General features: G+C 65.5%; 20 protein-coding genes. 4 read left to right on the top strand and 16 right to left on the bottom strand.

All coding sequences use genetic code 11. The features are described 5' to 3' along the window. Positions 1–48: 48 nt before the first annotated feature. A complete protein-coding gene (locus tag LH390_RS06855; protein ID WP_227282021.1) occupies positions 49–1,011 on the bottom strand; it encodes a bifunctional riboflavin kinase/FAD synthetase in 963 nt (320 codons plus the stop codon). 32 nt (positions 1,012–1,043) lie between these two features. Here LH390_RS06855 and truB point away from each other — a divergent pair, with 32 nt between their 5' ends. After that, complete coding sequence (gene truB / locus LH390_RS06860) at positions 1,044–1,949, top strand: tRNA pseudouridine(55) synthase TruB (RefSeq protein ID WP_227282020.1); 906 nt, start codon at positions 1,044–1,046, stop codon at positions 1,947–1,949. 17 nt (positions 1,950–1,966) lie between these two features. On the opposite strand, the gene LH390_RS06865 is transcribed toward truB, so the two are convergent. From LH390_RS06865 to LH390_RS06900, 8 genes are all read right to left on the bottom strand, one after another. Then, a complete protein-coding gene (locus LH390_RS06865) occupies positions 1,967–3,532 on the bottom strand; it encodes an ABC transporter ATP-binding protein (RefSeq protein ID WP_227288178.1) in 1,566 nt (521 codons plus the stop codon). Positions 3,533–3,800: 268 nt separating this feature from the next. Further along, positions 3,801–4,487, bottom strand: a complete 687-nt coding sequence (locus tag LH390_RS06870; protein WP_227282018.1) for a 4'-phosphopantetheinyl transferase family protein — start codon at positions 4,485–4,487, stop codon at positions 3,801–3,803. After that, a complete protein-coding gene (locus LH390_RS06875) occupies positions 4,484–5,308 on the bottom strand; it encodes a metallophosphoesterase family protein (protein ID WP_227282017.1) in 825 nt (274 codons plus the stop codon). Before LH390_RS06875 ends, LH390_RS06870 begins: the two co-directional genes overlap by 4 nt. Positions 5,309–5,311: 3 nt before the next feature. Further along, a complete protein-coding gene (locus tag LH390_RS06880) occupies positions 5,312–6,646 on the bottom strand; it encodes an MATE family efflux transporter (protein WP_227324233.1) in 1,335 nt (444 codons plus the stop codon). After that, a complete protein-coding gene (locus LH390_RS06885; protein WP_227282015.1) occupies positions 6,643–7,644 on the bottom strand; it encodes a DHH family phosphoesterase in 1,002 nt (333 codons plus the stop codon). Before LH390_RS06885 ends, LH390_RS06880 begins: the two co-directional genes overlap by 4 nt. A gap of 1 nt (position 7,645) precedes the next feature. Then, positions 7,646–8,089 carry a 30S ribosome-binding factor RbfA gene (gene rbfA, locus LH390_RS06890; protein ID WP_227282014.1) on the bottom strand — a complete coding sequence of 148 codons (444 nt, stop codon included), beginning with the start codon at positions 8,087–8,089 and terminating at the stop codon, positions 7,646–7,648. Between the two features lie 241 nt (positions 8,090–8,330). Beyond that, positions 8,331–11,144, bottom strand: coding sequence for a translation initiation factor IF-2 (gene infB, locus LH390_RS06895; RefSeq protein ID WP_227282013.1), 2,814 nt, complete (start codon positions 11,142–11,144; stop codon positions 8,331–8,333). 88 nt (positions 11,145–11,232) lie between these two features. Further along, positions 11,233–11,598, bottom strand: coding sequence for a YlxR family protein (locus LH390_RS06900; protein WP_227282012.1), 366 nt, complete (start codon positions 11,596–11,598; stop codon positions 11,233–11,235). Positions 11,599–13,030: 1,432 nt separating this feature from the next. Between LH390_RS06900 and LH390_RS06905 the strand changes: the two genes are divergently transcribed. Beyond that, positions 13,031–13,477, top strand: a complete 447-nt coding sequence (locus tag LH390_RS06905; RefSeq protein ID WP_227282011.1) for a hypothetical protein — start codon at positions 13,031–13,033, stop codon at positions 13,475–13,477. Between the two features lie 592 nt (positions 13,478–14,069). Here the strand turns inward: LH390_RS06905 and nusA are convergent. Then, a complete protein-coding gene (gene nusA, locus LH390_RS06910) occupies positions 14,070–15,101 on the bottom strand; it encodes a transcription termination factor NusA (protein ID WP_227282010.1) in 1,032 nt (343 codons plus the stop codon). Then, complete coding sequence (gene rimP / locus LH390_RS06915; RefSeq protein ID WP_227282009.1) at positions 15,098–15,667, bottom strand: ribosome maturation factor RimP; 570 nt, start codon at positions 15,665–15,667, stop codon at positions 15,098–15,100. The genes nusA and rimP overlap by 4 nt, the downstream gene beginning before the upstream one ends. A gap of 39 nt (positions 15,668–15,706) precedes the next feature. Between rimP and LH390_RS06920 the strand changes: the two genes are divergently transcribed. Continuing rightward, a complete protein-coding gene (locus LH390_RS06920; protein WP_227282008.1) occupies positions 15,707–16,684 on the top strand; it encodes a hypothetical protein in 978 nt (325 codons plus the stop codon). A gap of 14 nt (positions 16,685–16,698) precedes the next feature. Here the strand turns inward: LH390_RS06920 and LH390_RS06925 are convergent, their stop codons facing one another. Together LH390_RS06925 and LH390_RS06930 are read right to left on the bottom strand one after the other, a co-directional pair. Next, a complete protein-coding gene (locus tag LH390_RS06925) occupies positions 16,699–17,061 on the bottom strand; it encodes a DoxX family protein (protein WP_227282007.1) in 363 nt (120 codons plus the stop codon). Between the two features lie 48 nt (positions 17,062–17,109). Further along, positions 17,110–18,879, bottom strand: coding sequence for a proline--tRNA ligase (locus LH390_RS06930; protein ID WP_227282006.1), 1,770 nt, complete (start codon positions 18,877–18,879; stop codon positions 17,110–17,112). 32 nt (positions 18,880–18,911) lie between these two features. Here LH390_RS06930 and yaaA point away from each other — a divergent pair, with 32 nt between their 5' ends. Beyond that, positions 18,912–19,658, top strand: coding sequence for a peroxide stress protein YaaA (yaaA, locus tag LH390_RS06935; RefSeq protein WP_227282005.1), 747 nt, complete (start codon positions 18,912–18,914; stop codon positions 19,656–19,658). Here yaaA and LH390_RS06940 read toward each other — a convergent pair. The 3 genes from LH390_RS06940 to LH390_RS06950 all read right to left on the bottom strand — a co-directional run bounded on the left by LH390_RS06940 (position 19,655) and on the right by LH390_RS06950 (position 22,066). Then, positions 19,655–20,389 (bottom strand): hypothetical protein, encoded by a 735-nt coding sequence (locus LH390_RS06940; protein ID WP_227282004.1) that lies wholly within the window; start codon positions 20,387–20,389, stop codon positions 19,655–19,657. The genes yaaA and LH390_RS06940 overlap by 4 nt on opposite strands. Positions 20,390–20,450: 61 nt before the next feature. After that, a complete protein-coding gene (locus tag LH390_RS06945; RefSeq protein ID WP_227337354.1) occupies positions 20,451–21,167 on the bottom strand; it encodes a hypothetical protein in 717 nt (238 codons plus the stop codon). Next, positions 21,164–22,066, bottom strand: coding sequence for an ABC transporter ATP-binding protein (locus tag LH390_RS06950; protein WP_227282002.1), 903 nt, complete (start codon positions 22,064–22,066; stop codon positions 21,164–21,166). Before LH390_RS06950 ends, LH390_RS06945 begins: the two co-directional genes overlap by 4 nt. Positions 22,067–22,070: the final 4 nt, after the last annotated feature.

The raw sequence follows: 22,070 nt of genomic DNA on the forward strand, positions 1-22,070 counted from the left end.
GTGTGTCCCGGCAAGTCTATCCTGTCCGCAGTTGACCGCCCGCCGGCCTTATGCCCCGAGGATCTCGCGGGCTCGGGCAACATCGCGACCCATGGCTTCGAGCAGGTCATCGACCCCTTCGAACTTGACCATGGGGCGCAGGTGCTCAACAAATTCCACGGTGGCGGTGCGGCCATAAAGATCCGCGTCGCGCCCGATGATAAAGGACTCCACGCTGCGGGGATGGTCCCCAAAGGTGGGATTAGTGCCTACTGAAATGGCTGCAGGGTAAGCCTGCCGGGCGGCAATATCGCCGTCAATAGTGCAGTCCTCCACCACCGTGACCCAGCCCGCATACACGCCATCGACGGGCAGCGCGACGGATTCAGCAAAGTACTGGTTAGCGGTGGGATAGCCCAGCTGGGCGCCGCCGCGCCCCTGGCCGTGAACGATCTTGGCCGTCACCGAATAATTGCGGCCCAGCACCTGCGCCGCCCCGGAGACATCGCCTTGGGCCAACAGGTCGCGCACCAGGGAGGAGCACAGGGGCTGGCCGTCCTGGCGCAGCAGGTCCACGATGGTCACCGCGATCCCGTGGCGCGCGCCCAGCTCCCGCAGGGTGTGCGCGTTGGCCTCTCCCCCGCGCCCGAAGGTGAAGTTTTCTCCCACAAAGACGGCCGTGGCATGGAGGGTATCGGCCAGCAGCGAGGTGACGTAGAGCTCCGGGCTTAGGCCCGCCAGCTCGCGGGTGAAGTTGACCACCAGCACCGCGTCGATGCCCAACTCTTCGGCCAGGGCGCACCGCTGCTGCAGGGAGGTCAGCTGCGTGGGGGCTTGGCCGGGGAGGAACACGCTGATGGGGTGCGGGTCAAAGGTGACCATGACGCACCGGGCGCCCTGGTCTTGGGCGTGCGTCACCGCCGCGCGGATGAGGGCCTGATGGCCTTTGTGCACGCCGTCAAAAACTCCGATGGTGGCTACGCAACCCTGCATGTCGGAGGGGACTTCTGCTAGTCCATGCCAAATATCCACCCGTTTAGGCTAACGCATAGACTCCTTAAGCTATGACCGATCCCCTTTCCGGCTCCGGACTCGTCATCGTTGACAAGCCTTCGGGCATGACCTCCCACGACGTGGTGGGGCGCCTGCGCCGAGCGTTTGGCACCAAAAAGGTCGGCCACGCCGGCACCCTTGATCCCCTGGCCACCGGGGTGCTGGTGATGGGGATTGGCCGCGGCACCCGCTTTTTGGCGCACCTGGTGGCCACCACAAAGTCCTACGACGCGACCATGCGCCTGGGCGCCACCAGCACTACCGACGACGCCGAGGGCACCATCACCCCCACCGCCTCACCGCAGGCACTCTCTTTGCTTGACGACGCCGCCCTCGCCCGCGCCACCACCAGCCTCACCGGAGACATCATGCAGCGGCCCACCAGGGTCTCTGCCATCAAGATCGACGGCAAGCGCGCCCACCAGCGCGCCCGCGACGGCGAGGACTTTGACATCCCCGCCCGGCCTGTGACCGTCACCCGCTTTGACATCCTGGGCATTCGCCGCGCAGACGACCACATTGACCTCGATGTCTCCGTGGATTGCTCATCTGGCACCTACATCCGCGCGCTTGCCCGCGACCTCGGCGAGGCTTTAGGCGTCGGCGGGCACATCACCGCCTTGCGCCGCACCGCGGTGGGACCCTTCCATATTGACGATGCCCACCCGCTCGACCAGATCGAATCCACCCCCGAGCTCTCACTCACCCTCGATGAGGCCCTGCTGGCCTGCTACCCACGCCTGGACGTCACCGCGGAGGAATACCAGGCCCTCGCCCTGGGCAAGTGGCTAGAGCCCCGTGGGCTGGCAGGCACCCACGCCGCAGTCGGCCCCGACGGGCGCGTGGTGGCCTTGGTCGCAGAGGAAGGCAAGCGGTTGCGCACCGTCTTTGTCGCCCGGCCGGCCACGCTGGGGTAGAGGCACACCTGGGCGGCTTAAGGCTCTCCGCCAGCGCCTGCCAGCCGGTAAACGCCATCTCCATTGCGAATCGGAGCATCTGGGTCGTGCGTAGCCACGATGACCCGGTTGCGCGTGGCGTAGTCCTCAATGAGCTGCCAGATTCTTGCGCGTGTTGCAGCGTCGAGGCTGCTCGTCGGCTCATCCAACACGACTACCCCACCCGTAGATGCCAGCGCCCGGGCGATGGCAATGCGTTGGCGCTGGCCTCCCGACACTCCACCCCCCTCACCAGCAACGTCACGCAGGTGATCAGCCCCGCCGGCGCAGAAGGACGCGAGCCCAACTCTTCTTAGCAGTGTGTCCGCTGCCTCGCCGGAAACCGCGCGGCCAAAAACCACGTTGTCCTGAGCTGAGGCGTTGAGGAGTCCAGGTGATTGTTGGACGTACCCGGATGCATCGGGGATTGATACCGCGGAGGCATTGAGGCCCAGCAGGCCCTCCGCGAGGGTCGTTTTGCCCGACCCGCTTGGCCCGAGGATCCACAGCGGCCTGCCGGGGTGACGGTCAGCTAGTGCGACAACTGTTTCGATCTGTTCGCGTCCCGCAGGGGCTATCCCCTCCTGTTTCCGGTGCGGCGGGCGGATCTTCTTCTGCGCCTCGTCATGTTGGGCGATGGCGACCACCAATGAAGAGATGCCAAAGCCAACAGACTGCAGCGGACTAATTGCGGCAACCGCGATTCCTACAGTTGCGACAATCGCCCCGATCACCTGGGCATCTGCTACCGGCACGCGTGAGCTCACTGTAAAGACCAGGCAGCATAGCGTTGCAGCCAGCACACTGCCTTGCGCCACATACAGGCGCCTGGTTGCACAATAGGAATCTGCTGCTGCATGTTCAACGGTGCACCGATCCGCGCGATAGCGTGCGGTCAAAAACCCTTCGACCCCAAACGTCACCGCTTCTTTCCAAAGGGAGAGACAATTGCCAAGGACACCAAAGCTGCGCGTATTTTCCTTGAAGAATGCCGACTGCGCCTTGTGATGGGCGGTAATAAGTGGCGTGCTCGCCAGGCTGTAGGCGACTGCCGCTGCGAGCACGATCACCGCCTCCAGCCAGGAACTAGCCATGACCACTGCCCCCAACCCGGCCGCGAGGCGCAGACCGGCCGGAAGCACGGAAAGATAAAACCCCGACAGACACTCGCGATAGGCAGCGCCCTCGCTGTCGATGGCGAAGGAAATCTCGCCGTCGTCTAGTCGGTGGCGAATAGCCGGGTCAGCACGAATACTATCGCGAAGACTGCCGGCCATGACCTCTGATTGCAGACGCTGCTCAATAAATCCATAGAGCGGATAGATGAGATAAGTCAGGCACGAACCAGTTAGCCACAGCACCGAATACGCGATGGCCACGGCCACAGCCTCGCGCAGAAATTCTGCTCGATCCGATGCCTCCGTCATGGCACCTACGCCCTGCCCTAGGACATAGGGCGCCGCCACCGCGCTCGCTGAAGAACACACGATGGCAAGCACGACGGTGAGATTGCGCCACGGCGACACTCGCCAGCCAGCAGCAATGACCACGAGAAATTTGTTCATTTTTTCACCCCACTCCTGGTTGCGAATCCGCCAGGATCCCAGCCAGCATCAACGATTGTCTTTCCTCCCGCAGGAGGAACCTTGATCATCAGCACACACTCGATCACCCAGGGACTGCGGCGCACCGCTGCCCCTTTAAAGGAAAAAGACTTTCCTACCTGGTGTGGTTGCTGGAATTCGTCGGCATGGAAGCTCCTGGCTGCTTGACCGTGGGGTGCATGAAACGGGGCGTTGGCAAAACACTAACAGACAGCTGGGACCCCGCAATTTAGACGCGCAGGTAGCGCTGGGACGCCACCTCGGTGACCGCCGTGGCGGTGATGATGAACCCATCGGTGATCTGCCAGCGCCCGGAAATAAACGGCACCGGGGTGGGTCGGACCAGCAGGTAGGCCACAAAGGTACCGTCTGCGCGCAGGTCAACTTCCGCCTGCTCAAAGCCCAGCCACCGGCGCGTCAGCGGAAACCACGCCTTGTAGGCGGCCTCCTTGGCCGAAAAGAGCAGCCGGTCCGGGCAGTCCACGCCCCCGGCGCGGAGCTGGTCGAGCTGCGGTACTTCGCCGGTGCGTGCTATGGCCCCAAGCACACCTCCGGGCAGGGCCAGAGCTGGTTCGGCATCGATACCCAGTGAGCGCACCGCGCTGGTGGGGGCGGCCACCGCGGCGCGCAGGCCCTCGGTGTGGGTCATCGATCCGGTGAACCCCTCGGGCCACAGCGGCATCCCACGCTCGCCGCGCAGGATGGGGGCACGCGCATCTGCACCCAGCTGGGATAGTGCCTGGTGGGCACACCAGCGGGCATCGCCAAACTCTGATTTGCGCAGGTCCACCGAGCGCGAGACCAGGGTCTGCTCAAGGACGGGAAGCGCCCGGTAGTTGCTCAGGTCGTGGTCGTGGGGGTCAGTGACCACGTAGCAGAAGGCCGCCTGAGGGGGAAACAAATCGGCTTTCATCACGGCGTCCTACCCTGGCCTTCCACCAGCACCGGGTAGGGCCAGGGGTGCGTGGTCCTCCTGCGCCCCCACTCGCGCGGGTAGCCCAGGGAGACTTCGATGTGGTCCACACCGCGCACCCGAGTCACCCCGGGCATGTGCAGGTGACCGTAGACCACTGCGTGGGCTTGGTAGCGCTCTGCCCACCCGCGGGTGTGCTTAGTTCCACACCACAACGCCAGGTCGGGGTAGCGCAGCAGGCGCGTGGGCTCACGGACGAGCGGCCAGTGGTTAACCAGGATGGTCGGCCCCGTCACTGTGGATAGCCGCCGGATACTGTAGGCCAACCGTTCTTGGCACCATGCCCGCACGTCGACGAACGGGGCGATAGCGACGTCGTCGAAAAGCGCAAAATCCCGGGCACGCGCCTGCTCGAGGGCTTGTGCCACCGATAGCCCGGGGCCGCGGAAGGAGTAGTCATACAGGGTAAAAAGCCCCGCGACCGTCACCCCATCGAAGACCGGGAAGGGGTCCTCTGGGGTAAACACGCCCATGGAGCGACAGCCCGCGACCAAATCCGCGTATTTGTCTTTGCCCTTGTGGGCGTCCGTCGCCCGGCTAAACAGCTCGTGGTTGCCCGGCACCCACACCACCGTGTCAAAGCGGGCATGCAGGTCAGATAGCGTCTCTAAGACCCGTGAAGTCGACTCGGCGACATCTCCGGCGACGATGAGCCAGTCGCGCGGGGAGCTCGGCTCGATGGCGGCGATGCGCTCCCGGTTGGCGCGCACCGCGGCATGCAGGTCCGCCACAGCCCAGAGAGTCGCCGGCGTCGAGTCGTTCACGTCTTAGCCCTTTCTTGCCAGTCCAGCAGCACCGCTGCCACCATCATCCGTGACGGCCCAGCGCATAGACCAGAAACGCCACACCACTGCAACCAGCCGGATGGCCATAAACGCCACCAGCCCACACCACACGCCGGTCAGACCGCCGTCGAGAACGTAGGCCAACCAGACTCCGGGGACGAACCCGCACAGGGCCGCCACCACGGTGGCATTGCGCAAGAAGGCGGCATCCGATGCCCCCAGCAGCACCCCGTCAAGAGCGAAGACCACCCCGCCGAGAATCACCATGACGATCATCAGCCACCAGGGCCCGGACACAGCAGCAATCACCTGGTCATCGTTGGTAAGGACCCGCGGAATGAGGGTACGGCCGAGCACGAACACGCCCGCCAGCACCACCGCGAAAACCAGCGAGTACTGGGTCACCTTCACCCCAACCGTGCGCGCCCGCTGCACCGTCCCCGCCCCCAAGGCCGCACCGGTGAGCGCCTGGGCGGCAATGGCCAAGGAATCAAGCACCAGGCTGAGGAAGTTCCACAGCTGCAGCATGATCTGGTGGCCCGCCAGCGCCGCGGCACCGAAGCGGCCCGCCACCGCCGCAGCGGACAGGAACGCCACCTGGAAGGAAGCCGAGCGCACAATGAGATCGCGCCCCAACACCAATTGGGCCTTCATCACCGACCACCGCGGGGCCCAGTGTTCGGGACGCTCACGAACCAACGCGCCGACGAAACAACTCGCTGTGACCGCAACCCCCAGCACGTTGGCCCACGCCGAGCCCACAATCCCCCATGCCCCCACAAAAAGCGGCACTGCCACCGCGCCGGGAATCACCCCGGCGAGGGTAAAGACCAACGGCGTCCTGGTGTTTTGTACCCCGCGTAGCCAGCCGTTTCCGGCCATGACCACCAGCGTCAGCGGGATGGCAATCGCCGCAACGCGCATCCAGCGGGCGGCCTCAGCGGCGAGCTGGCTATCGCCGGACAGCCACGTGGCCAACGCCGGGGCGCCCGCGGCCACCACCGCCGCGAGCACCAGGCCCACGGCCACGGCAACCCAGGTCGCCTGCACGCCCTCGGCGACCGCGGCGGCGCGCTTGCCCTGCCCATATAGGCGGGCGGCCCTCGCCGTGGTGCCATAGGACAAAAACGTCAACTGGGTGGTCACCTGGGATTGGATGGCAGTGCCGGTGGCGAGAGCGGCAAGCTCAAAGCCCCCCAGGTGGCCGACCACCCCGGTGTCGAGCAATAAGTACAGCGGAGTGGCAGCCAGCACGCCCAGGGCGGGCAAGGCCAGGGAGAGGATCTGGCGCGCGCTGACCTCTTGGGTGTGACTCACCGGGTCGTGCCCCCCACCGCCTGGGGTGAAATGTCGCGTACGGCGGCGACCAGCTCATCAATAACCTCTTGGCGGGTGCCGGCGGTGGTATACGCGGCCGCAGGGCGGTGCCCTCCCCCACCTTGGCGGGCCGCCACCTGAGAAACGTCATACACCCGCGAGCGCAGCGAGACCGCCCACGTGCGTGCCGACGTCGCCTTAAACACCACTCCCAGGTCAGTCCCGGTCACCGAGTGGACAAAGTCCACCAGCGACTCCACGGCCGATGCGGAATGGCCCACCACGGTCTCATGGTCGGCCACCAGCACCGCGGCCGTCACCCCATCAATCTGGAGGACGCGCACCCCGGCGAGCACGCTGCCGATCATCGCCAAATCATAAGCGCTGACCTCATCGATCAAGTCCGTGGCAATCTGCCGGGCGTCAATGCCGCGATCAATCAGGTCCGCGGCGATGACATGCATGCGCGGCGAGCCCCAGCGGAAGCTCCCCGTATCCGTGACCAGGCCCGCGTACAGGCAATGGGCAACGGAAGTATCAATCTTCTCGCCGAGCTGGGCAAACAGGTCATAGAGGATCACCGTGGTGGACTCGGCGGCGGCATCCACGTGATTCCACCGGCCGAAGCCCTCGTTGGAGGCGTGGTGATCGATGACGATGAGCCGATCCGAATGTTCCTTCAGGTCCTCAGCAAAGGCGCCGGTTCGATTCAGCGAACCGCAATCCACGCACACGTAGAGGTCCGCGTCCATCAGGTGCGCCCCCACGGCTACGTCCCGGGCACCAGGAATGGTGTACAGATTCTCCGCGAACCGCTCCGTCTGCCCCACAAAACCGCGCGCCTCAATGCCCCGGCGGCGCAGCACCGTGACCAGTGCGGTGACCGCGCCGATCGCATCGGCATCCGGGCGCAGGTGCCCGATGACCGCGACGCGCTTTGCGTCCTGGAGTACGGAGGCGACGTCGGCAAGCCCCACCTGAGTACGGGCCTGGGCCACCTTAGGACTCCTCAACAACGCTGTCCTTGTATGGGTTAGCCTCACCCGCGGGAGTCGCCTGCTCCTTGAGCTTGGCCAGCTCCGCGTCGCGCGCGCGGGCCCGGGCCAGCACCTCCTCCATCTTCGCGGAGGTCTCCGGGACCGTATCAAGCTCAAAGGACAAGGTGGGGGTAAAGCGCACGCCGAGCTCATCGCCTACCAGCTTGCGCAGCTGGCCGCGCGCCCGCCCAAGGGCCTGCTCGGCGGCGTCAAGATCCGGCTCCTCACCGATCTGACGGCCGCGGACGGTGTAGAACACTGTGGCGTCATGCAGATCGCCGGTCACCCGGCAATCCGTGACGGTGATCAGCTCCACCCGTGGGTCTTTAACCTGCCGTTCCAGCGCGGTAGCAACAATGGTCTGGATGCGCTTGGCCATGCGTCCGGCACGTGCGTGATCAACCATGGTGGTCCTTCCTTCTGGTAGACAACAGGGGGTTGCCGCCCCGCGGTGTACGGGGCGCATTCATCCAAAAGAGTCTACCCTGTCGCACGCGCCGAGGCCCGCAGCGCCGAAACATGCACAAACCCCGCCGCCGCCCGCGCCTGTAAAGAGGCAGGGGCCGCGACGGGGATCGTGGCGGATGGTAGGACATCAGGCCGGAGACCCGGCTGGGAACCCGGCCTGACATCGGGCCGCTATCCGTTTAGGACTCGCGGGGCACCTCGACCATCTCGAAGGCCTGGATCTTGTCGCCCACGGAAATATCCGGGTAGGACAGGACCATGCCGCACTCGTAACCGGCGGAAACCTCGGTGGCATCGTCCTTGCCGCGCCGCAGCGAGGTGATGGAGGCGGAATCGGTGATGACGTTGCCGTCGCGCACCAGACGCACCTTGGCGTTGCGCCGCATCTTGCCGGACTCGACCATGCAGCCTGCGATGAGGCCCACTGCAGAGGCCTTGAACAGCTGGCGGATCTCCGCCTCGCCCAGGTCGCGCTCCTCGTAGACCGGCTTGAGCATGCCCTTGAGAGCAGACTCCACCTCGTCGATGGCCTGGTAGATCACCGTGTAGTAGCGGATGTCCACGCCTTCGGCGTTGGCTTCCTCGGTGGCCTTGCCTTCCGAGCGGACGTTGAACGCGATGATGATGGCGTCCGACGCCGCCGCGAGGGTGACGTTGGTCTGGGTGACCGCACCCACGCCGCGATCGATGATGTTGAGGCTGACCTCGTCGTCGATCTCGATCTTGAGCAGGGCGTCCTCCAGGGCTTCCACCGAACCGGCGTTGTCGCCCTTGAGGATGAGGTTGAGGGTGGAGCGCTCCTTGAGCACCTCGTCGAGGTCCTCCAGGGAGACGCGCTTGCGGTTGCGTGCCGCCTCCGCGCTGCGGCGCCGAGCATCACGCTGGTTAGCAATCTGACGCGCCACGCGGTCATCTTCCACAACCAGGAGGTTATCGCCAGCACCCGGCACGCCGTTGAGGCCTTGGACCTGCACGGGACGCGAGGGGCCGGCTTCTTCAACATCGTTGCCGTATTCGTCGACCATCCGGCGCACGCGGCCGTAGGTGTCGCCGGCGACGATGGAGTCGCCGACGTGCAGCGTGCCGCGCTGCACGATGACGCTGGCCACCGGGCCGCGGCCGCGGTCCAGGTGCGCTTCGATGGAAATACCCTGGGCATCCATGTTCGGGTTGGCCCGCAGGTCCAGCGCCGCGTCGGCGGTCAGCAGCACGGCCTCCAGCAGGGAGTCAATGTTTTGTCCCTGCTTGGCGGAGATGTCCACGAACATCGTGTCGCCGCCGTACTCCTCCGGGACCAGGCCGTATTCGGTGAGCTGGCCGCGGATCTTGTCGGGCTGCGCTTCCGGCTTATCGATCTTGTTGACCGCCACCACGATCGGCACGTCAGCCGCCTTCGCGTGGTTGATGGCCTCCACGGTCTGCGGCATGACGCCGTCATCGGCGGCGACAACCAGAATGGCAATATCGGTGGACTTGGCACCGCGGGCACGCATGGCGGTAAACGCCTCGTGGCCCGGGGTATCGATGAACGTGATGGCCCGGTCCGAGCCGTCAACGTTGACGGTCACCTGGTACGCACCGATGCCCTGCGTGATGCCGCCGGCCTCCCGGCCGCCCACGTTGGCGTGGCGAATGGTATCCAGCAGGCGGGTCTTGCCGTGGTCCACGTGGCCCATGACGGTCACCACCGGAGGCCGCTTGGCAAGGTCATCCTCGCCGCCTTCATCCTCACCGAACTGCAGGTCGAAGGACTCCAGCAGCTCACGGTCCTCATCCTCGGGGGAGACAACTTCAACCTTGTAGTTGATCTCCTCGCCGAGCAGCTTGAGGGTTTCTTCGCTTACCGACGCCGTCGCGGTCACCATCTCGCCCAAATTGAACAAGGCCTGCACCAGCGACGACGCATCCGTGCCGATCTTTTCAGCAAAATCAGACAGGGAGGCACCGCGGCGCAACCGCAGCACGGAGCCGCCGCCGTCAGGAAGGTGCACGCCGCCGACGACGTTCGGCGCCTTCATTGCCTCATACTCATTGCGCTTCTGCCGCTTGGACTTCCGGCCCCGACGCGGTGCGCCACCCGGACGCCCGAAGGCACCCGCGGTTCCGCCGCGACGACCGCCCCGGCCACCGCGGAATCCTCCGCCGCCGCCGGTGGTACCACCAGGACGACCATGGTGGGCCGAGCCACCGCGACCGCCCCGACTGCCGCTAGCAGACTTCGCCGGCATCTGCCCCGGGTTGGGGTGCGCCGGCATCATCGCGGGAGTCGGCGCCTTACCGGAACCGGAGCTACCACCCGGACGCGGTGCCGGACGCTGCCGGTCGCGGGACGGCTTGCCCTCGCCGCGCGGACCGGGGCGTGCAGCCCCACGGGTGCCGCCCGGACGCGGCGCGGGACGCTCCCCGCCGCCAGAAGAAAATGGGTTGTTGGCCACCCGGGGCGCGCGGCCACCGGGCTTGGGGCCCGGCTTGACGCCGGCACGCGGGCGCTCTCCACCCGGCTTCGGCGCAGCCTTCTGCGCGCCGTCACCGGGCTTGGGTGCGGGCTTGCCCGCCTTGGGGGCGCCGTCTCCCGGCTTCGGAGCACCGGGCTTCGGGCCCTGTCCAGCGGGGGCAGCGGGCTTAGCCCCAGGCTTCGGCGCCGGCTTGCCGGGCTGGGCAGGCGTCGGCTTTGCGGCCTGCTGGGGCGCTGCGGCCGGGGTCTTGGGGCCCGGCTTGGCCCCCGCGGGACCCGGCTTCGGGGCGGTACGCCCCGGCTTGGGTGCCGGACGGGTAGCCCCCGGCGTAGCAGACGGTGCCTGCTTGGCCGGCTGGGCCGGCGCAGGTTCTTTATCCTTCTCGTAGAAGGCGCGCATCTTCTTCACCACCGGGGGTTCGATGGTGGACGATGCAGTCTTAACAAACTCGCCTTGCTCCTTGAGCGTTGCGAGTAGTTCCTTACTTGTCACTCCGAGCTGCTTAGCCAGCTCGTGGACACGGAGTTTTCCGGGCACTGCTCTCCTCTGGTGTTAGTCCTGAGAGCCAGTGCCGGTGACCCGGCAGGGTTCTCAGGAACGGTTCTTGACGTTCATCGCTGATGCTTCATCGGGTGCTCATCAGTGTTCGGTCTTCCTTTTCCTTGTTGTTCGCGTTGCGCACAGGGTCCTTCGCTTCAAGGAATGCACGCACGCGACTCGTATCCACCGGGGCGGATACCTTCAGGGCGCGCGCTATGGCGCGCCTCTTCTCAGCCAGGTCGAGTGCGTCGAGCGTGGGCGTGATCCACGCGCCTCGCCCGGGGGCGCGACGACGTGGATCAGGCACAATCATGTGGGAATCAGCGGGATCCGCCGTCAACCTCAAAAGCTCAGCTTCGGGATGACGGGTCCGCGTGGCAATGCAGGTGCGCACTCGCGTGGTGCTTGTCGACGTCGCGGCGCGCTGCGCGCCAGCGGTGCGTTCGACCATGCGGTGCATCCATCTCCTGATCATTCCGGCGGAATTGTTAACCATCCCCCACGCGTATCGACGCGCCGGAACCACAGCCCCACTTTTCGGGGGCGGGCACGACGCGCTTGTCACACAGGGCCGCCGAACATGTTACGCGATCGCCCAAGATTTTTGTAGTTTGCACAGGCTGCCGCTGGCTCTAGCCGCAATGCGCCCGGGAATTGTGTGGGACACTTTGCTGTAACCCTGCACTCCGCGGCTGTAACCGTGCCCGATGGGGACCCTAAACGCGAAAAGCTATGCGCGTTGTCGATCCGGACCCCCTCACGTCTGCAGATCAACCCGCACCGAAGCAGCTGTGCGTTCCGCCGCCTTGAGTAGCAGCAACCCAGGCCGCCCGTGCTGAGGCAATTCCCGTGGCTCTGTATCAGTTGGGTCCTTCGCAGCATGTTGAGGCCATTACCCCGCAGGCGGAACTGAAGTGGATCACCGGGGATCACGTCCTTCTCGCATGGGGTGAGCAGCGTGCCCGGCAACATGCACCCACGCTAACTGGCACGATGGCCGCAAACTCCACGGAGAAGTGGATACACGTAGTGCGGTTACGTGTGGTTAAGAGCCAACGCTCCCATGACACATTCACAGTCGCTGATCTACATCGCTCATTGCGTTTAGCTAGGTAACAACGGACCCAAAACGCGAGACAAAACCATAAGCATCTGCTTCTGGTAGCCTACAATAGGCTACCGGTGGAGCGGTCCCAATTATCACGCCTGCAAACAAAAGGGCAGCACAGATGAAGCGCCCCCCCCCCCCCCCAAAGCTAAACGTCGTTGCAGACCATGGCCAGTACGTGGGACGACACCAGTATCCTCCTCGAAACCAAAGAACAGAAAGCACCCATGTTCGACCGAAAGAATGTCCCTCTCGTCCTACTTAGCTTGGTTTTGGCCATTACCACTCAGCACTGGGTACTCCTTGTAGCGATCATTGCAATCGGGGTCATCCCCCCGCTTTTCCGCGCCTACTGGGGTAATCGATAGCGATGAGACTGCGAGATTCACACGGAGCTCAGGATTCCCCACATGCACTACCCACCGCTGAGTCAGCCGCTCGACCTGCACGACCTACGCATCCCACCACCACGATCCGAAGCCTATGGCCACGCCACCCGCCCCGATCAGCAAGGCCACGAGCCTATCGTTAGCACCTTCACAAGCGTGCCCACCAATCACAGTTGCAGCTGCCACTGCACCTGCGCCGCCTCCAGTGCATTTTGAGCGTGTGAGCACCTCGGACAGCGCTCCTCGCCGACACACAGGGACTCATCGCCTACTCCGGAACGTACAGCGCATATTACTTCGTAGGCTGATCCGTCCCAGGATGTAACACCACACCCGATTCTGGGGATGACTCAAGTAAACGCCCGTCACTTCAAACGGAGATCCTTATGCGACGCTTGTCCCGCGCACTAGCAGCCACCGCCCTCCTCATCGCCACCACCAGCGCAACCGCCGCCAACGCACTTGAGGCCTCACCTGAGTTGCCCCCGGCAGACCGCCCCTACCACGAGGTCACCGACCAGCCCGTCTACTCGCCCTACGGCAAGACAGTCCACTGCCTGTTCACCCGCGACTACATCAGCCGCGGCACCTGCTACCAGCAGCGCCCAGACGGACAGTGGGTGCACATGGTCAACATGGATCCGGCGCTTGTCTACCCCGTGTGGGAGGACCCCGAGGCGCTCTTCGCCTCCCTGCCCCGCGAGGCGCAGCTCCAGCTCCGCAAGATCTACGGCATCGCTGGACTCGTTCTGAACCCGGGGACGGGCCCAGACATTCTGTTCAGCCCCGCCATCATCGAGCTCATAACGATGCCTGCTGAGGACTTCGCCTAGGAGGCCTTAAGCTCGGCGATTTCCCGCAATTCGCGCAACTTTCGAAGCAGATCACACACCGGCTCCTCACTCGTGTTCTAGCCACGTAGAAATCACCGCCTACGGAGGAGAGACCCATGGGGAGATTCCCTCGTACACTGACAGCCGTCGCAGGCAGTTTAACCATCACCACTAACAACGCAACAACCGCCAGCGCACTCAAAACCTCTGCTACACCCCCACAGTCGCCATACCCGTCCAGTTACCAGACTGTAGAAGCCCTGCAGATTTTGAGTCCCTACGGCAATCAAGCTTCATGCCGAGTAGACGGCAGGGCGCAATATACGGACTGCTTATAAGAACGGCCCCAAGGGGAGTAGGCCCGCCCTGTCGGACTACCTGGCCTTGGCGCTATTTGCCCGGCATGGGAGGATCCCGTCCTAAACCTGGAGCTTCTTGCATCACTCATTCTGCAGGGAGCTCCAGCGGGAAGCCTGAGTGCTGTGGCCTCTAATACAGCTAGCACGCGCATCAGACGCATCGCCCAAAGAAGCACTCAGGTTGGTTAGGCCCTCCCAACTGTTACAACGAACGCCCTCGTTGTTTGGGTGAATCACTCCGCGTCTGAATGGATATCGATTTTCCACCCGGTCAGCCGCGCAGCCAGGCGCGCGTTTTGGCCCTCGCGGCCAATGGCCAGGGACAGCTGGTAGTCCGGGACGATCACGCGCGCGGATTGTTCCTCCGCGTTGAGGATCTCCACGCGGACCACCTTAGAGGGAGCGAGGGCGTGCGCGATGAAGTCGGCTGGGTTCTCCGAATAATCGATCAGGTCGATCTTCTCGCCGCCGAGCTCATCCATGATGGTGCGCACCCGCTGGCCGCGCGGGCCAATGCACGCGCCCTTGGCGTTGATGCCGCGCACCTTCGGGGCCACGGCCACCTTGGAGCGGTGCCCGGCCTCCCGGGCGATGCCCACGATCTCCACGGCGCCGTCCGCGATCTCCGGGACTTCCAGCTCGAAGAGGCCGCGAACCAGCTCCGGGTGGGTGCGGGACAGGTTGATCTGGAGATTGCGCGGCCCGCGGTTGACCCCAACAACAAATGCCTTGACGCGGTCTCCGTGCTTGAGCTTTTCGCCAGGAATCTGCTCGGCGGGAAGCAGGATGCCGTCCTGGGGATCGTGCTCGGTGCCCAGTTCCACGACGACGATGCCGCGCTCATTGGCCCGCGCATCACGCTGCACAACGCCAGAGACCACGGTCTGCTCAAGATGCTGGTAGGCATCGAAAGCTACGCCGGTTTCCGCCTCACGCATCTTCTTGATGATGGAATCGCGCACCGCGGTGGCGCCGATGCGGCCAAAGTTATCCGGGGTGTCGTCGTAGTGGCTGAGTTCTTCGCCCTCCGGGCCGAACTCGGTGACGATCACGCGCACGGCACCAGTCTGCGGATCAATGTCCACCCGCGCCTTCTCCGTGGAGCCGCCCTCTTCAGCAGTGGCGGTATCCCCCTGGCTCGCGCCGACCCCCCGATAGGTGCGATACGCCGAAAGCAACGCCCCGGCGATGGTGTAAAGCAGGTCCTCGACCGGAATTCCGCGTTCGGATTCGATCGTGGCAAGCGCACCCATATCGATATTCACTTATCATCCTCCTGCCAAGCGATGGCGTTATCAAAGTCGGTTCTGGTGAGCTCCAGCTGCGCCTCCGGCGGCTGGGCGAACTCAATTTGTACCACTGCCTTGTAGGGCGAGTCCAAATCCAGGACCCGCACCTGCGGGGTCTTGCCCGTCGTTGAGACCAGGACCACCCGATCCGCCGCGGCAGACACATCCCCGATGCGCCACACCCCATCCACCTGCTGTCCCGCGATATCTGTGCCAGTAACGCGCACCAGTCGATGGCGTGCGCGCCGCCAGTGCCGCGGCGCGTTCAGTGGCGCATCCACCCCCCGGGAGGTGACCTCCAGGGTGTAGCCGGCGCCGAAGTTGAGCTCTCCGGCGGCCTCGGCGGCGTCGAAAAGCGTGGAAATCTCCTGCGATACCGCTTCCAAATGGTCTAAATCTGGCTGTTGATCAGCATCAACGGCCACTCGGACGAGGGACTTCTTCCCGGCGCGCGTGACCACTACGCCCTCTAGATCCCATCCATGGGGGCGGAGGACAACGTGCAGCCGATCTGTCAGCTCTTCGACGGTAGGGAATGCCATAGCCACTACCCTAGCGCCGCAGCCGGTAAGGTCTTGCCTGTGCCGTGGTTGTCTTCGCGTTCCCTGTCCCTGCGCCCCACTCGTCGCCGAGTGCTGGGTGCCTGCTGTGCCGTCGCCGTTGGCTTAAGCCTTGCCTCCTGCACTGTGGAGGAGACGTCACCAAAGGTCTCTGGGGCCATGGATAGGGTCTTTGGCCCACGTCCGGACTCCGCCGTGATGGCGCTGGCGCATCTGGCTCGTACGGATTCGCAGGCGGCACCGGATGGGTCTTTTGCTGCCCTCCGGGCTGCCCAAGCTGACAGCCTGGTTGCGGAAGCCGCGCGCCTGTGTGGAACCTTCCCCGATGGGCAGGCTCCGCAGTCCTGTGATCTCACACAGGAGCAGAACACAGAACAGGATGCGCAGGCCTCCGCGTCACCTGAGGCCGCCGACGCCGCCCGTCCGGATCAGGCCCTGCGTGTCACCGCCGATGCCCTCGTGCGCGTCCCCGAGCAGTCGCGTGGCCTTGTAGCCACCCAGGCAGTCGAGCTCGCCGGGTATCTCCTGGACACCGCCAAGAAGGAGCCGAGCGAGGATCCGCTGTCCGAATACACCTTTGGGCTGCTGGACAGCTCGCAGGCCACCGCCGTCCTCGACGCGGATTCAGCGGCGGTTGCGGATATGCTCAGCCGCGAATACGCCCTCGAATATGGCCTTACCCAGGCGCAGGCGTTCATCGATTCCTCCCAGGCCGGGGCGCTGCGCCGCACCGTGGCCGCGCACCTGGCCTGCATTGGCATGCTCAATGAGCTTTCGGCGCACGCAGGGAGCACCACGAGTGCCACTCCCACGCCGGTATCCCCCGCCCCCGGATACTTGTTTAGCGCGATCCCCGAACCCACTGACGCGCAGACTGCGGCAGCCTTTGTCTCTCAGGCCGCCGAGCAGACCGCTGCCGCGTGGACGGCCAGCGCGGCGGGCGCCCACAGCGCCGAGTGGGTCATCATTGCTGCCCTGAGCGCCGCGTATCTGCGCTAGCGCCCAGGCTCCGGCTACGCCTGCGGGTCTTTCCAGATCTTCCAGCCGCCGGAGATCAGCGGCAGCTGCAGGGGCAGGCGGCCCCAGCCGATGGCCTTGTGCCACCAGGTCTTCTTGTTCCAGTCGACGGCCATCTGGAAGTTCGCCGGCCACACCGCCACCATGAGTGCCGCGGTGGCCAAACCGCCGGCGCGGCGGGCCTTGTCCTGCGGTGCGGCCAGCAGCCCGGCGCACGCGAGTTCGCCCACGCCGGAGGCGTAGGTCCAGAAACGCGCCGATCCGGGGACCTGCTTGGGAACAATGCTGTCAAAGGGCTCCGGGCGGAGGAAGTGGAGCACGCCGGCCCCGCCGAGGAGGCCAATCAAAAACTTTCTCATGGTCCCCAAGCCTAGCCCCTGCGTCACTAGTGACCACCCGGGCGCAGGCTAGCTGCGGGACTGCGCCTCCTGGACCAGTTGGCGGACAGTGTCGTTGATCTCGCCGACCGGCACCTGTGAGGTCTTGCCGCCGCGCACGCGCAGCTCCACGTTGCCCTCGGCGAAGTTGCGGCCGAGCACCACGATGAACGGCATGCCCAGCAGCTCAGCGTCCTTGAACTTCACGCCCGGGCTGACCTTGGGGCGATCATCAAACAGGACGTCTAGTCCCGCCGCGCTGAGCTGATCGGCAACGTCACCGGCGGCCGCCACCGCTGCGGCGTCCTTGTTCGCGGCCACCACGTGCACCTGGTAGGGCGCCGCGGCCACGGGCCAGATCAGGCCCTTGTCATCGTGGTGCTGCTCGGCGAGCACACCCACCAGGCGGGACACCCCCACCCCGTAGGAGCCCATGGTGGGCACGGCGCGCTTACCGTTTTCGTCGAGGATCTGCACGTCGAAGGCCTCGGTGTACTTGCGGCCCAGCTGGAAGATGTGGCCGATCTCGATGCCGCGGGCCAGCGTGAGGGTGCCCTGCCCGTCGGGTGCCGGGTCGCCTTCCTTGATCTCGGCGACCTCGACGGTGCCATCGGGGGTGAAGTCCCGGCCGCAGACCATGCCGACGACGTGGTGGTTCTTCTCATCAGCGCCGGTGATCCAGGAGCTTCCTTCCACGACGCGGGGGTCGGCCAGGACCCGCACGCCGTTGGCTGCCAGCGCCTTCGGCCCCACGTAGCCCTTGACCAGGAAGGGGTTGTCCTTGAAGGTGTCCTCGTCGGCAAGGGCAACCTCCGCCGGCTCGAAGGAGGCCTCCAGGCGTTTGACGTCCGCCTCCCGGTCACCGGGAAGCAGAATGCCGGTCAGCTCGGGCTCGCCGCCTGGTTGGGTGACGGTGACCACGAGGCACTTGAGGGTATCGGACAGCTCGACCGGGCGGCCGTCGATAGTAATTCCCGCATCGCGGGCCCACGCCACCAGGGTGTCCATGGTGGAGGCATCTGGGGTCTCGTGCACCGTGGCCTCCGGTTGCCCCGCGATGGGCTGAGCCGCAGGCACCTGGGTGACCACTGCCTCGACATTGGCGGCGTAGTCGCCCTGCGTGGCGCGCACGAAGGTGTCCTCGCCGGTCTCGGCGTAGGCCAGGAACTCTTCGGAGGCGGATCCGCCCATCGCCCCGGAGGTGGCCGCGCAGATGGCGTAGTCCACCCCCAGGCGATCGAAGATGCGCTGGTAGGCGCCGCGGTGGCGCGCATAGGATTCGTCCAGCCCGGCGTCATCCATGTCGAAGGAGTAAGAGTCTTTCATCACAAACTCGCGGCCGCGCAGGATACCTGCGCGCGGGCGCTCCTCGTCGCGGTACTTGGTCTGCACCTGGTAGAGGGTGACCGGGAAATCCTTGTAGGAGGAGTAGAGGTCCTTGACCGCGGAGGTGAACATTTCCTCATGGGTGGGCCCCAGCAGCATGTCTGCGCCCTTGCGGTCTTTGAGTCGCAGCAGCGAGTCGCCGTATTCGGTCCAGCGGTGGGACACCTCGTAGGGCTCGCGCGGCAGCAGGGCCGGGAAGAGTAGCTCCTGGGCGCCGATGCCGTCCATCTCCTCGCGCACAACTGACTCGATGCGCCGCAGGGTGCGCAGGCCCAGCGGCAGCCAGGAGTACACGCCGGGGGCCACGCGGCGCACGTAGCCGGCTCTGACCAGCAGCTTGTGGCTAGGGACCTCAGCGTCGGCGGGATCCTCGCGCAGCGTGCGCAGAAACAGGGTGGAAAGGCGCGTAATCATGCCTTGAGACTCTACCCGCTAGGGTGTTGGCCATGCTGATTGTGCTGCCGCCTTCTGAGACGAAGCGTGCCGGCGGCACCGGGAGCCCGCTGGAGTTGGACCGACTCTCCTTTGCCAGCCTCAACCCGGTGCGCGCCCAGATTGCCAGGGACCTGTCCGCCCTGCCGGTGGACCGCGCTATAGAGGTGCTGAAGATCTCTGCGCGCCTGCGCGCTGAGGCGCAGGCCAACACCGAATTGTTCTCCTCGCCCACCATGCCCGCCATCGAGCGCTACACGGGGGTGCTTTTCGACGCCCTCGACGCCGCCTCGCTGCCCGCCGCAGCGCGGTCGCGCATCACCATCGGCTCCGCACTTTTTGGCGTGGTGGCAGCACACGACCTCATCCCCCACTATCGCCTGTCTGGCACCACCAAGCTGCCCCGCCCCGATGGCACGACACCCACCATGAAGGCGCGCTGGACGCCGCTGCTCACCGAGGCGTTGAGCGGCTGCGACGGCCTGATCGTGGACCTGCGCTCGGGGGCTTACCAGCAGCTTGGGCCCGTGCCCGGCGCGCTGACCGTCCGCGTGGAGTCCGTGCGCCCGGATGGCTCGCGCAAGGTGGTCAGCCACTTTAACAAGCGGTATAAGGGCCAGTTGGCGCGGGCCTTGGCGCTGGCTCCAACCCCGGCCGAGACTCCCGACGAGGTGGCCGCCATCGCCGAGCAGGCGGGGCTGACGGTGGAGCATTCCGGCCCAACGCAGCTGACCGTCGTCGTCGCCGGCGATCCTGCTTAGCGGATCGCGCGTCGCTGCACCGCCACCGCGCAGCCGATTGCCGCCAGCCCGAGGGTGATCACCAGGGTGATCGCCGCCTGGGTGGGGGTGTGGTCGATGACGGGCGGTATCCCCTCAAAGAGCACGTGGGTGTTTCCCATGGGCAGGTAGAGGCCAACAGTTTTCAGCCAGCCCTGGCCCATGTTGGCGATGAGCAGCTCGACGACGAAGACATCGGCAAGCAGGATTCCTGCCGCGGCCACCCCGCTGCCCAACGCCTGGGCAAACAGCGCCGCAAAGAGGCTAAAGAACGCCCAGCACGCCAGCGCCGTCCACAGGTAGTGGCTCTGCTCGGGGTTGTGAACGGTGCTCGTATCAAGGGGATGGCCCATCGCTGCCATGCCGAGCATGCCACACGCCATGCCCACCACGCCCGCGGCCATCATCCCCGCCGTGATGATCACCGCGCGCAGGCAGGCCTGGCCAATCCTGTTGTTATTGGACAGATAGAACCAGGAGGCTGACTTCGCCGAAATCTCCGCGGCGCCGGCTAGCGACGCCCCAAAGAACATGATGAGCATGGCAAAGTCCCCGCCCATGACCAGATAGCTCACGTCCGCCGGTCCGCTGAGCATCTCTGCCTTGGCCCCAAGGGTGGCCGTTGCCGCCACGGCCCCGACGATCAGCGCCATGGATATCCACATCGAGCGCAGCGAAAATACCTGACGTACTTGAGAAAGAAGAAGTGACATTGTTGTGCTCCTTGCACGATGAGTAAAACGTATCCGGGCGGTACTCAGACCGCGCCGAGTGCTAATTGATGCTGCGGCGGTGCAGGACCACCACGTGGACGGCGAGCACCACGCCAAGGATGATCCCCAGCCATGCCACCGGCCCGACGACCTGCTGCCAGGACGTCGCCTGGCAGGCCCGCGCCAGCGTGTGCCAGGGGAAATAGGCGGCTATTGTGTGCATCCACGGGGCGTCGAGGTTGTCCAGGTGCGGCTCGATGACCACCAGGTCGCCGATCACCAGCCCGATGGCCAGTGCCCGCCCCAGCACCGGTGCGAGCAGCGCCGCCAGCACCGCCCCGAGCAGCCACGTGCCGTACGGCAGTGCCGCCCAGGAGGCAAACGCCCCGGCGTCGGTGCTCAGCCGGCCACCTACGGCCACAACGCCACCGATGGCGAGCACCACGCCTAGCGTGGCTACCAGCAGCGCACCTAGGGTGATGATCCCGGCGCGAACCACACCGTGGCGCGCGCGGTGCGGGGAGGAAAGAGACTCCCACGACACCGATCGGTGGGCCCAGTCCGCCCCGGCCAGCAGACCCGCCGCGAAGACGATGGCCACCAAGGCAAAATCGGCGAAGATGAACAGGTCCGTGACATCGGCTTCTGCCCCCTGGGCGGTTTGCGCCACGTTGTTCCAACAGCCCCCGGCCAGCACGGCGAGGATGAGGACCGCAAACAACTTGGTTGTGCGCAGGCTCCAGACCAGCCGCGCCTGCGCGGTCATGGTGGGAATCATTTGGCCACGAACTCCACCGATTCGCCGGTGGCCTGGAAGAAGGCCTCCTCCAGGCTGTGCTCGCGGCGCGTGAGGTTAAACACCGCGATGCCCAGCTGGCTACACAGCGTGCCGACGTCCCTGGGGCTCATCGCGCCATCGACAACTACTCGTTCCTGCTCCCGGCGCGCCGCAATCCCGCGCTGCAGCAGCGCCGCCACCAGGGTCTCTGGGTCCGAGACCTCGGCCTCCACGCCCTCGTGGCCCGCGCCGGCCAGGAACTCGTCCAAGGTGCCTTCATGGATGAGGGCCCCTTTGCCGATGACCACCAGCCGGTCCGCCACGGCCTGCATCTCGCCGAGCAGGTGGGAGGAGACCAACACGGCCTTGCCCTCCTGGGCCAGCGAGTCGATCAATCCGCGCATCCACTGCACGCCGGCCGGGTCCAACCCATTGACGGGTTCGTCGAGCAGGACGTGGTCCGGGTCAGACAACAGGGCGCATGCCAGGCCGAAGCGCTGGCGCATACCCAGCGAGAAGGACCCCACTCGCTTGTGAGCGGCGTCTGCAATACCCACCTGCTCCAGCACCTGGGCCACCCGCTTGTCGGGGACGCCCTGCAAGTCTGCCATGGCCTTGATGTGATTCCACGCGGAGCGCCCCGGGTGGAACCAGGTGGCGTCGAGCAACGCCCCGGCGACCTGTGCCGGGCGAACGTGACGGCGCAGCGATTCGCCATCAAAGGTGGCGGTTCCGGCGTCCGCCGCCTCTAGGCCGAGGATCATGCGCATGGTGGTGGATTTGCCGGCGCCGTTGGGGCCCAAAAAGCCGGTGACCTGTCCGTTGGGAACGCTAAAGGAAAGGTCACGGACCGCGGGCCGCTTGCCGTACGTCTTGGAAAGGGAATCGATGATGAGCATGACC

Origin of the sequence: Corynebacterium uberis (assembly GCF_020616335.1) — a bacterium.
In the GTDB taxonomy this organism is placed as follows: Bacteria; Actinomycetota; Actinomycetes; order Mycobacteriales; family Mycobacteriaceae; genus Corynebacterium; species Corynebacterium uberis.

What these genes read in the sequence shown, in the direction of transcription:
- truB (WP_227282020.1), top strand. Translation starts at nt 1,044, where the DNA reads ATGACCGATCCCCTTTCCGGCTCCGGACTCGTCATCGTTGACAAGCCT.
- LH390_RS06865 (WP_227288178.1), bottom strand. Translation starts at nt 3,532, where the DNA reads ATGAACAAATTTCTCGTGGTCATTGCTGCTGGCTGGCGAGTGTCGCCG.
- rbfA (WP_227282014.1), bottom strand. Translation starts at nt 8,089, where the DNA reads ATGGTTGATCACGCACGTGCCGGACGCATGGCCAAGCGCATCCAGACC.
- LH390_RS06900 (WP_227282012.1), bottom strand. Translation starts at nt 11,598, where the DNA reads ATGGTCGAACGCACCGCTGGCGCGCAGCGCGCCGCGACGTCGACAAGC.
- LH390_RS06905 (WP_227282011.1), top strand. Translation starts at nt 13,031, where the DNA reads ATGCGACGCTTGTCCCGCGCACTAGCAGCCACCGCCCTCCTCATCGCC.
- rimP (WP_227282009.1), bottom strand. Translation starts at nt 15,667, where the DNA reads ATGGCATTCCCTACCGTCGAAGAGCTGACAGATCGGCTGCACGTTGTC.
- LH390_RS06925 (WP_227282007.1), bottom strand. Translation starts at nt 17,061, where the DNA reads ATGAGAAAGTTTTTGATTGGCCTCCTCGGCGGGGCCGGCGTGCTCCAC.
- LH390_RS06930 (WP_227282006.1), bottom strand. Translation starts at nt 18,879, where the DNA reads ATGATTACGCGCCTTTCCACCCTGTTTCTGCGCACGCTGCGCGAGGAT.
- yaaA (WP_227282005.1), top strand. Translation starts at nt 18,912, where the DNA reads ATGCTGATTGTGCTGCCGCCTTCTGAGACGAAGCGTGCCGGCGGCACC.
- LH390_RS06940 (WP_227282004.1), bottom strand. Translation starts at nt 20,389, where the DNA reads ATGTCACTTCTTCTTTCTCAAGTACGTCAGGTATTTTCGCTGCGCTCG.
- LH390_RS06945 (WP_227337354.1), bottom strand. Translation starts at nt 21,167, where the DNA reads ATGATTCCCACCATGACCGCGCAGGCGCGGCTGGTCTGGAGCCTGCGC.
- LH390_RS06950 (WP_227282002.1), bottom strand. Translation starts at nt 22,066, where the DNA reads ATGCTCATCATCGATTCCCTTTCCAAGACGTACGGCAAGCGGCCCGCG.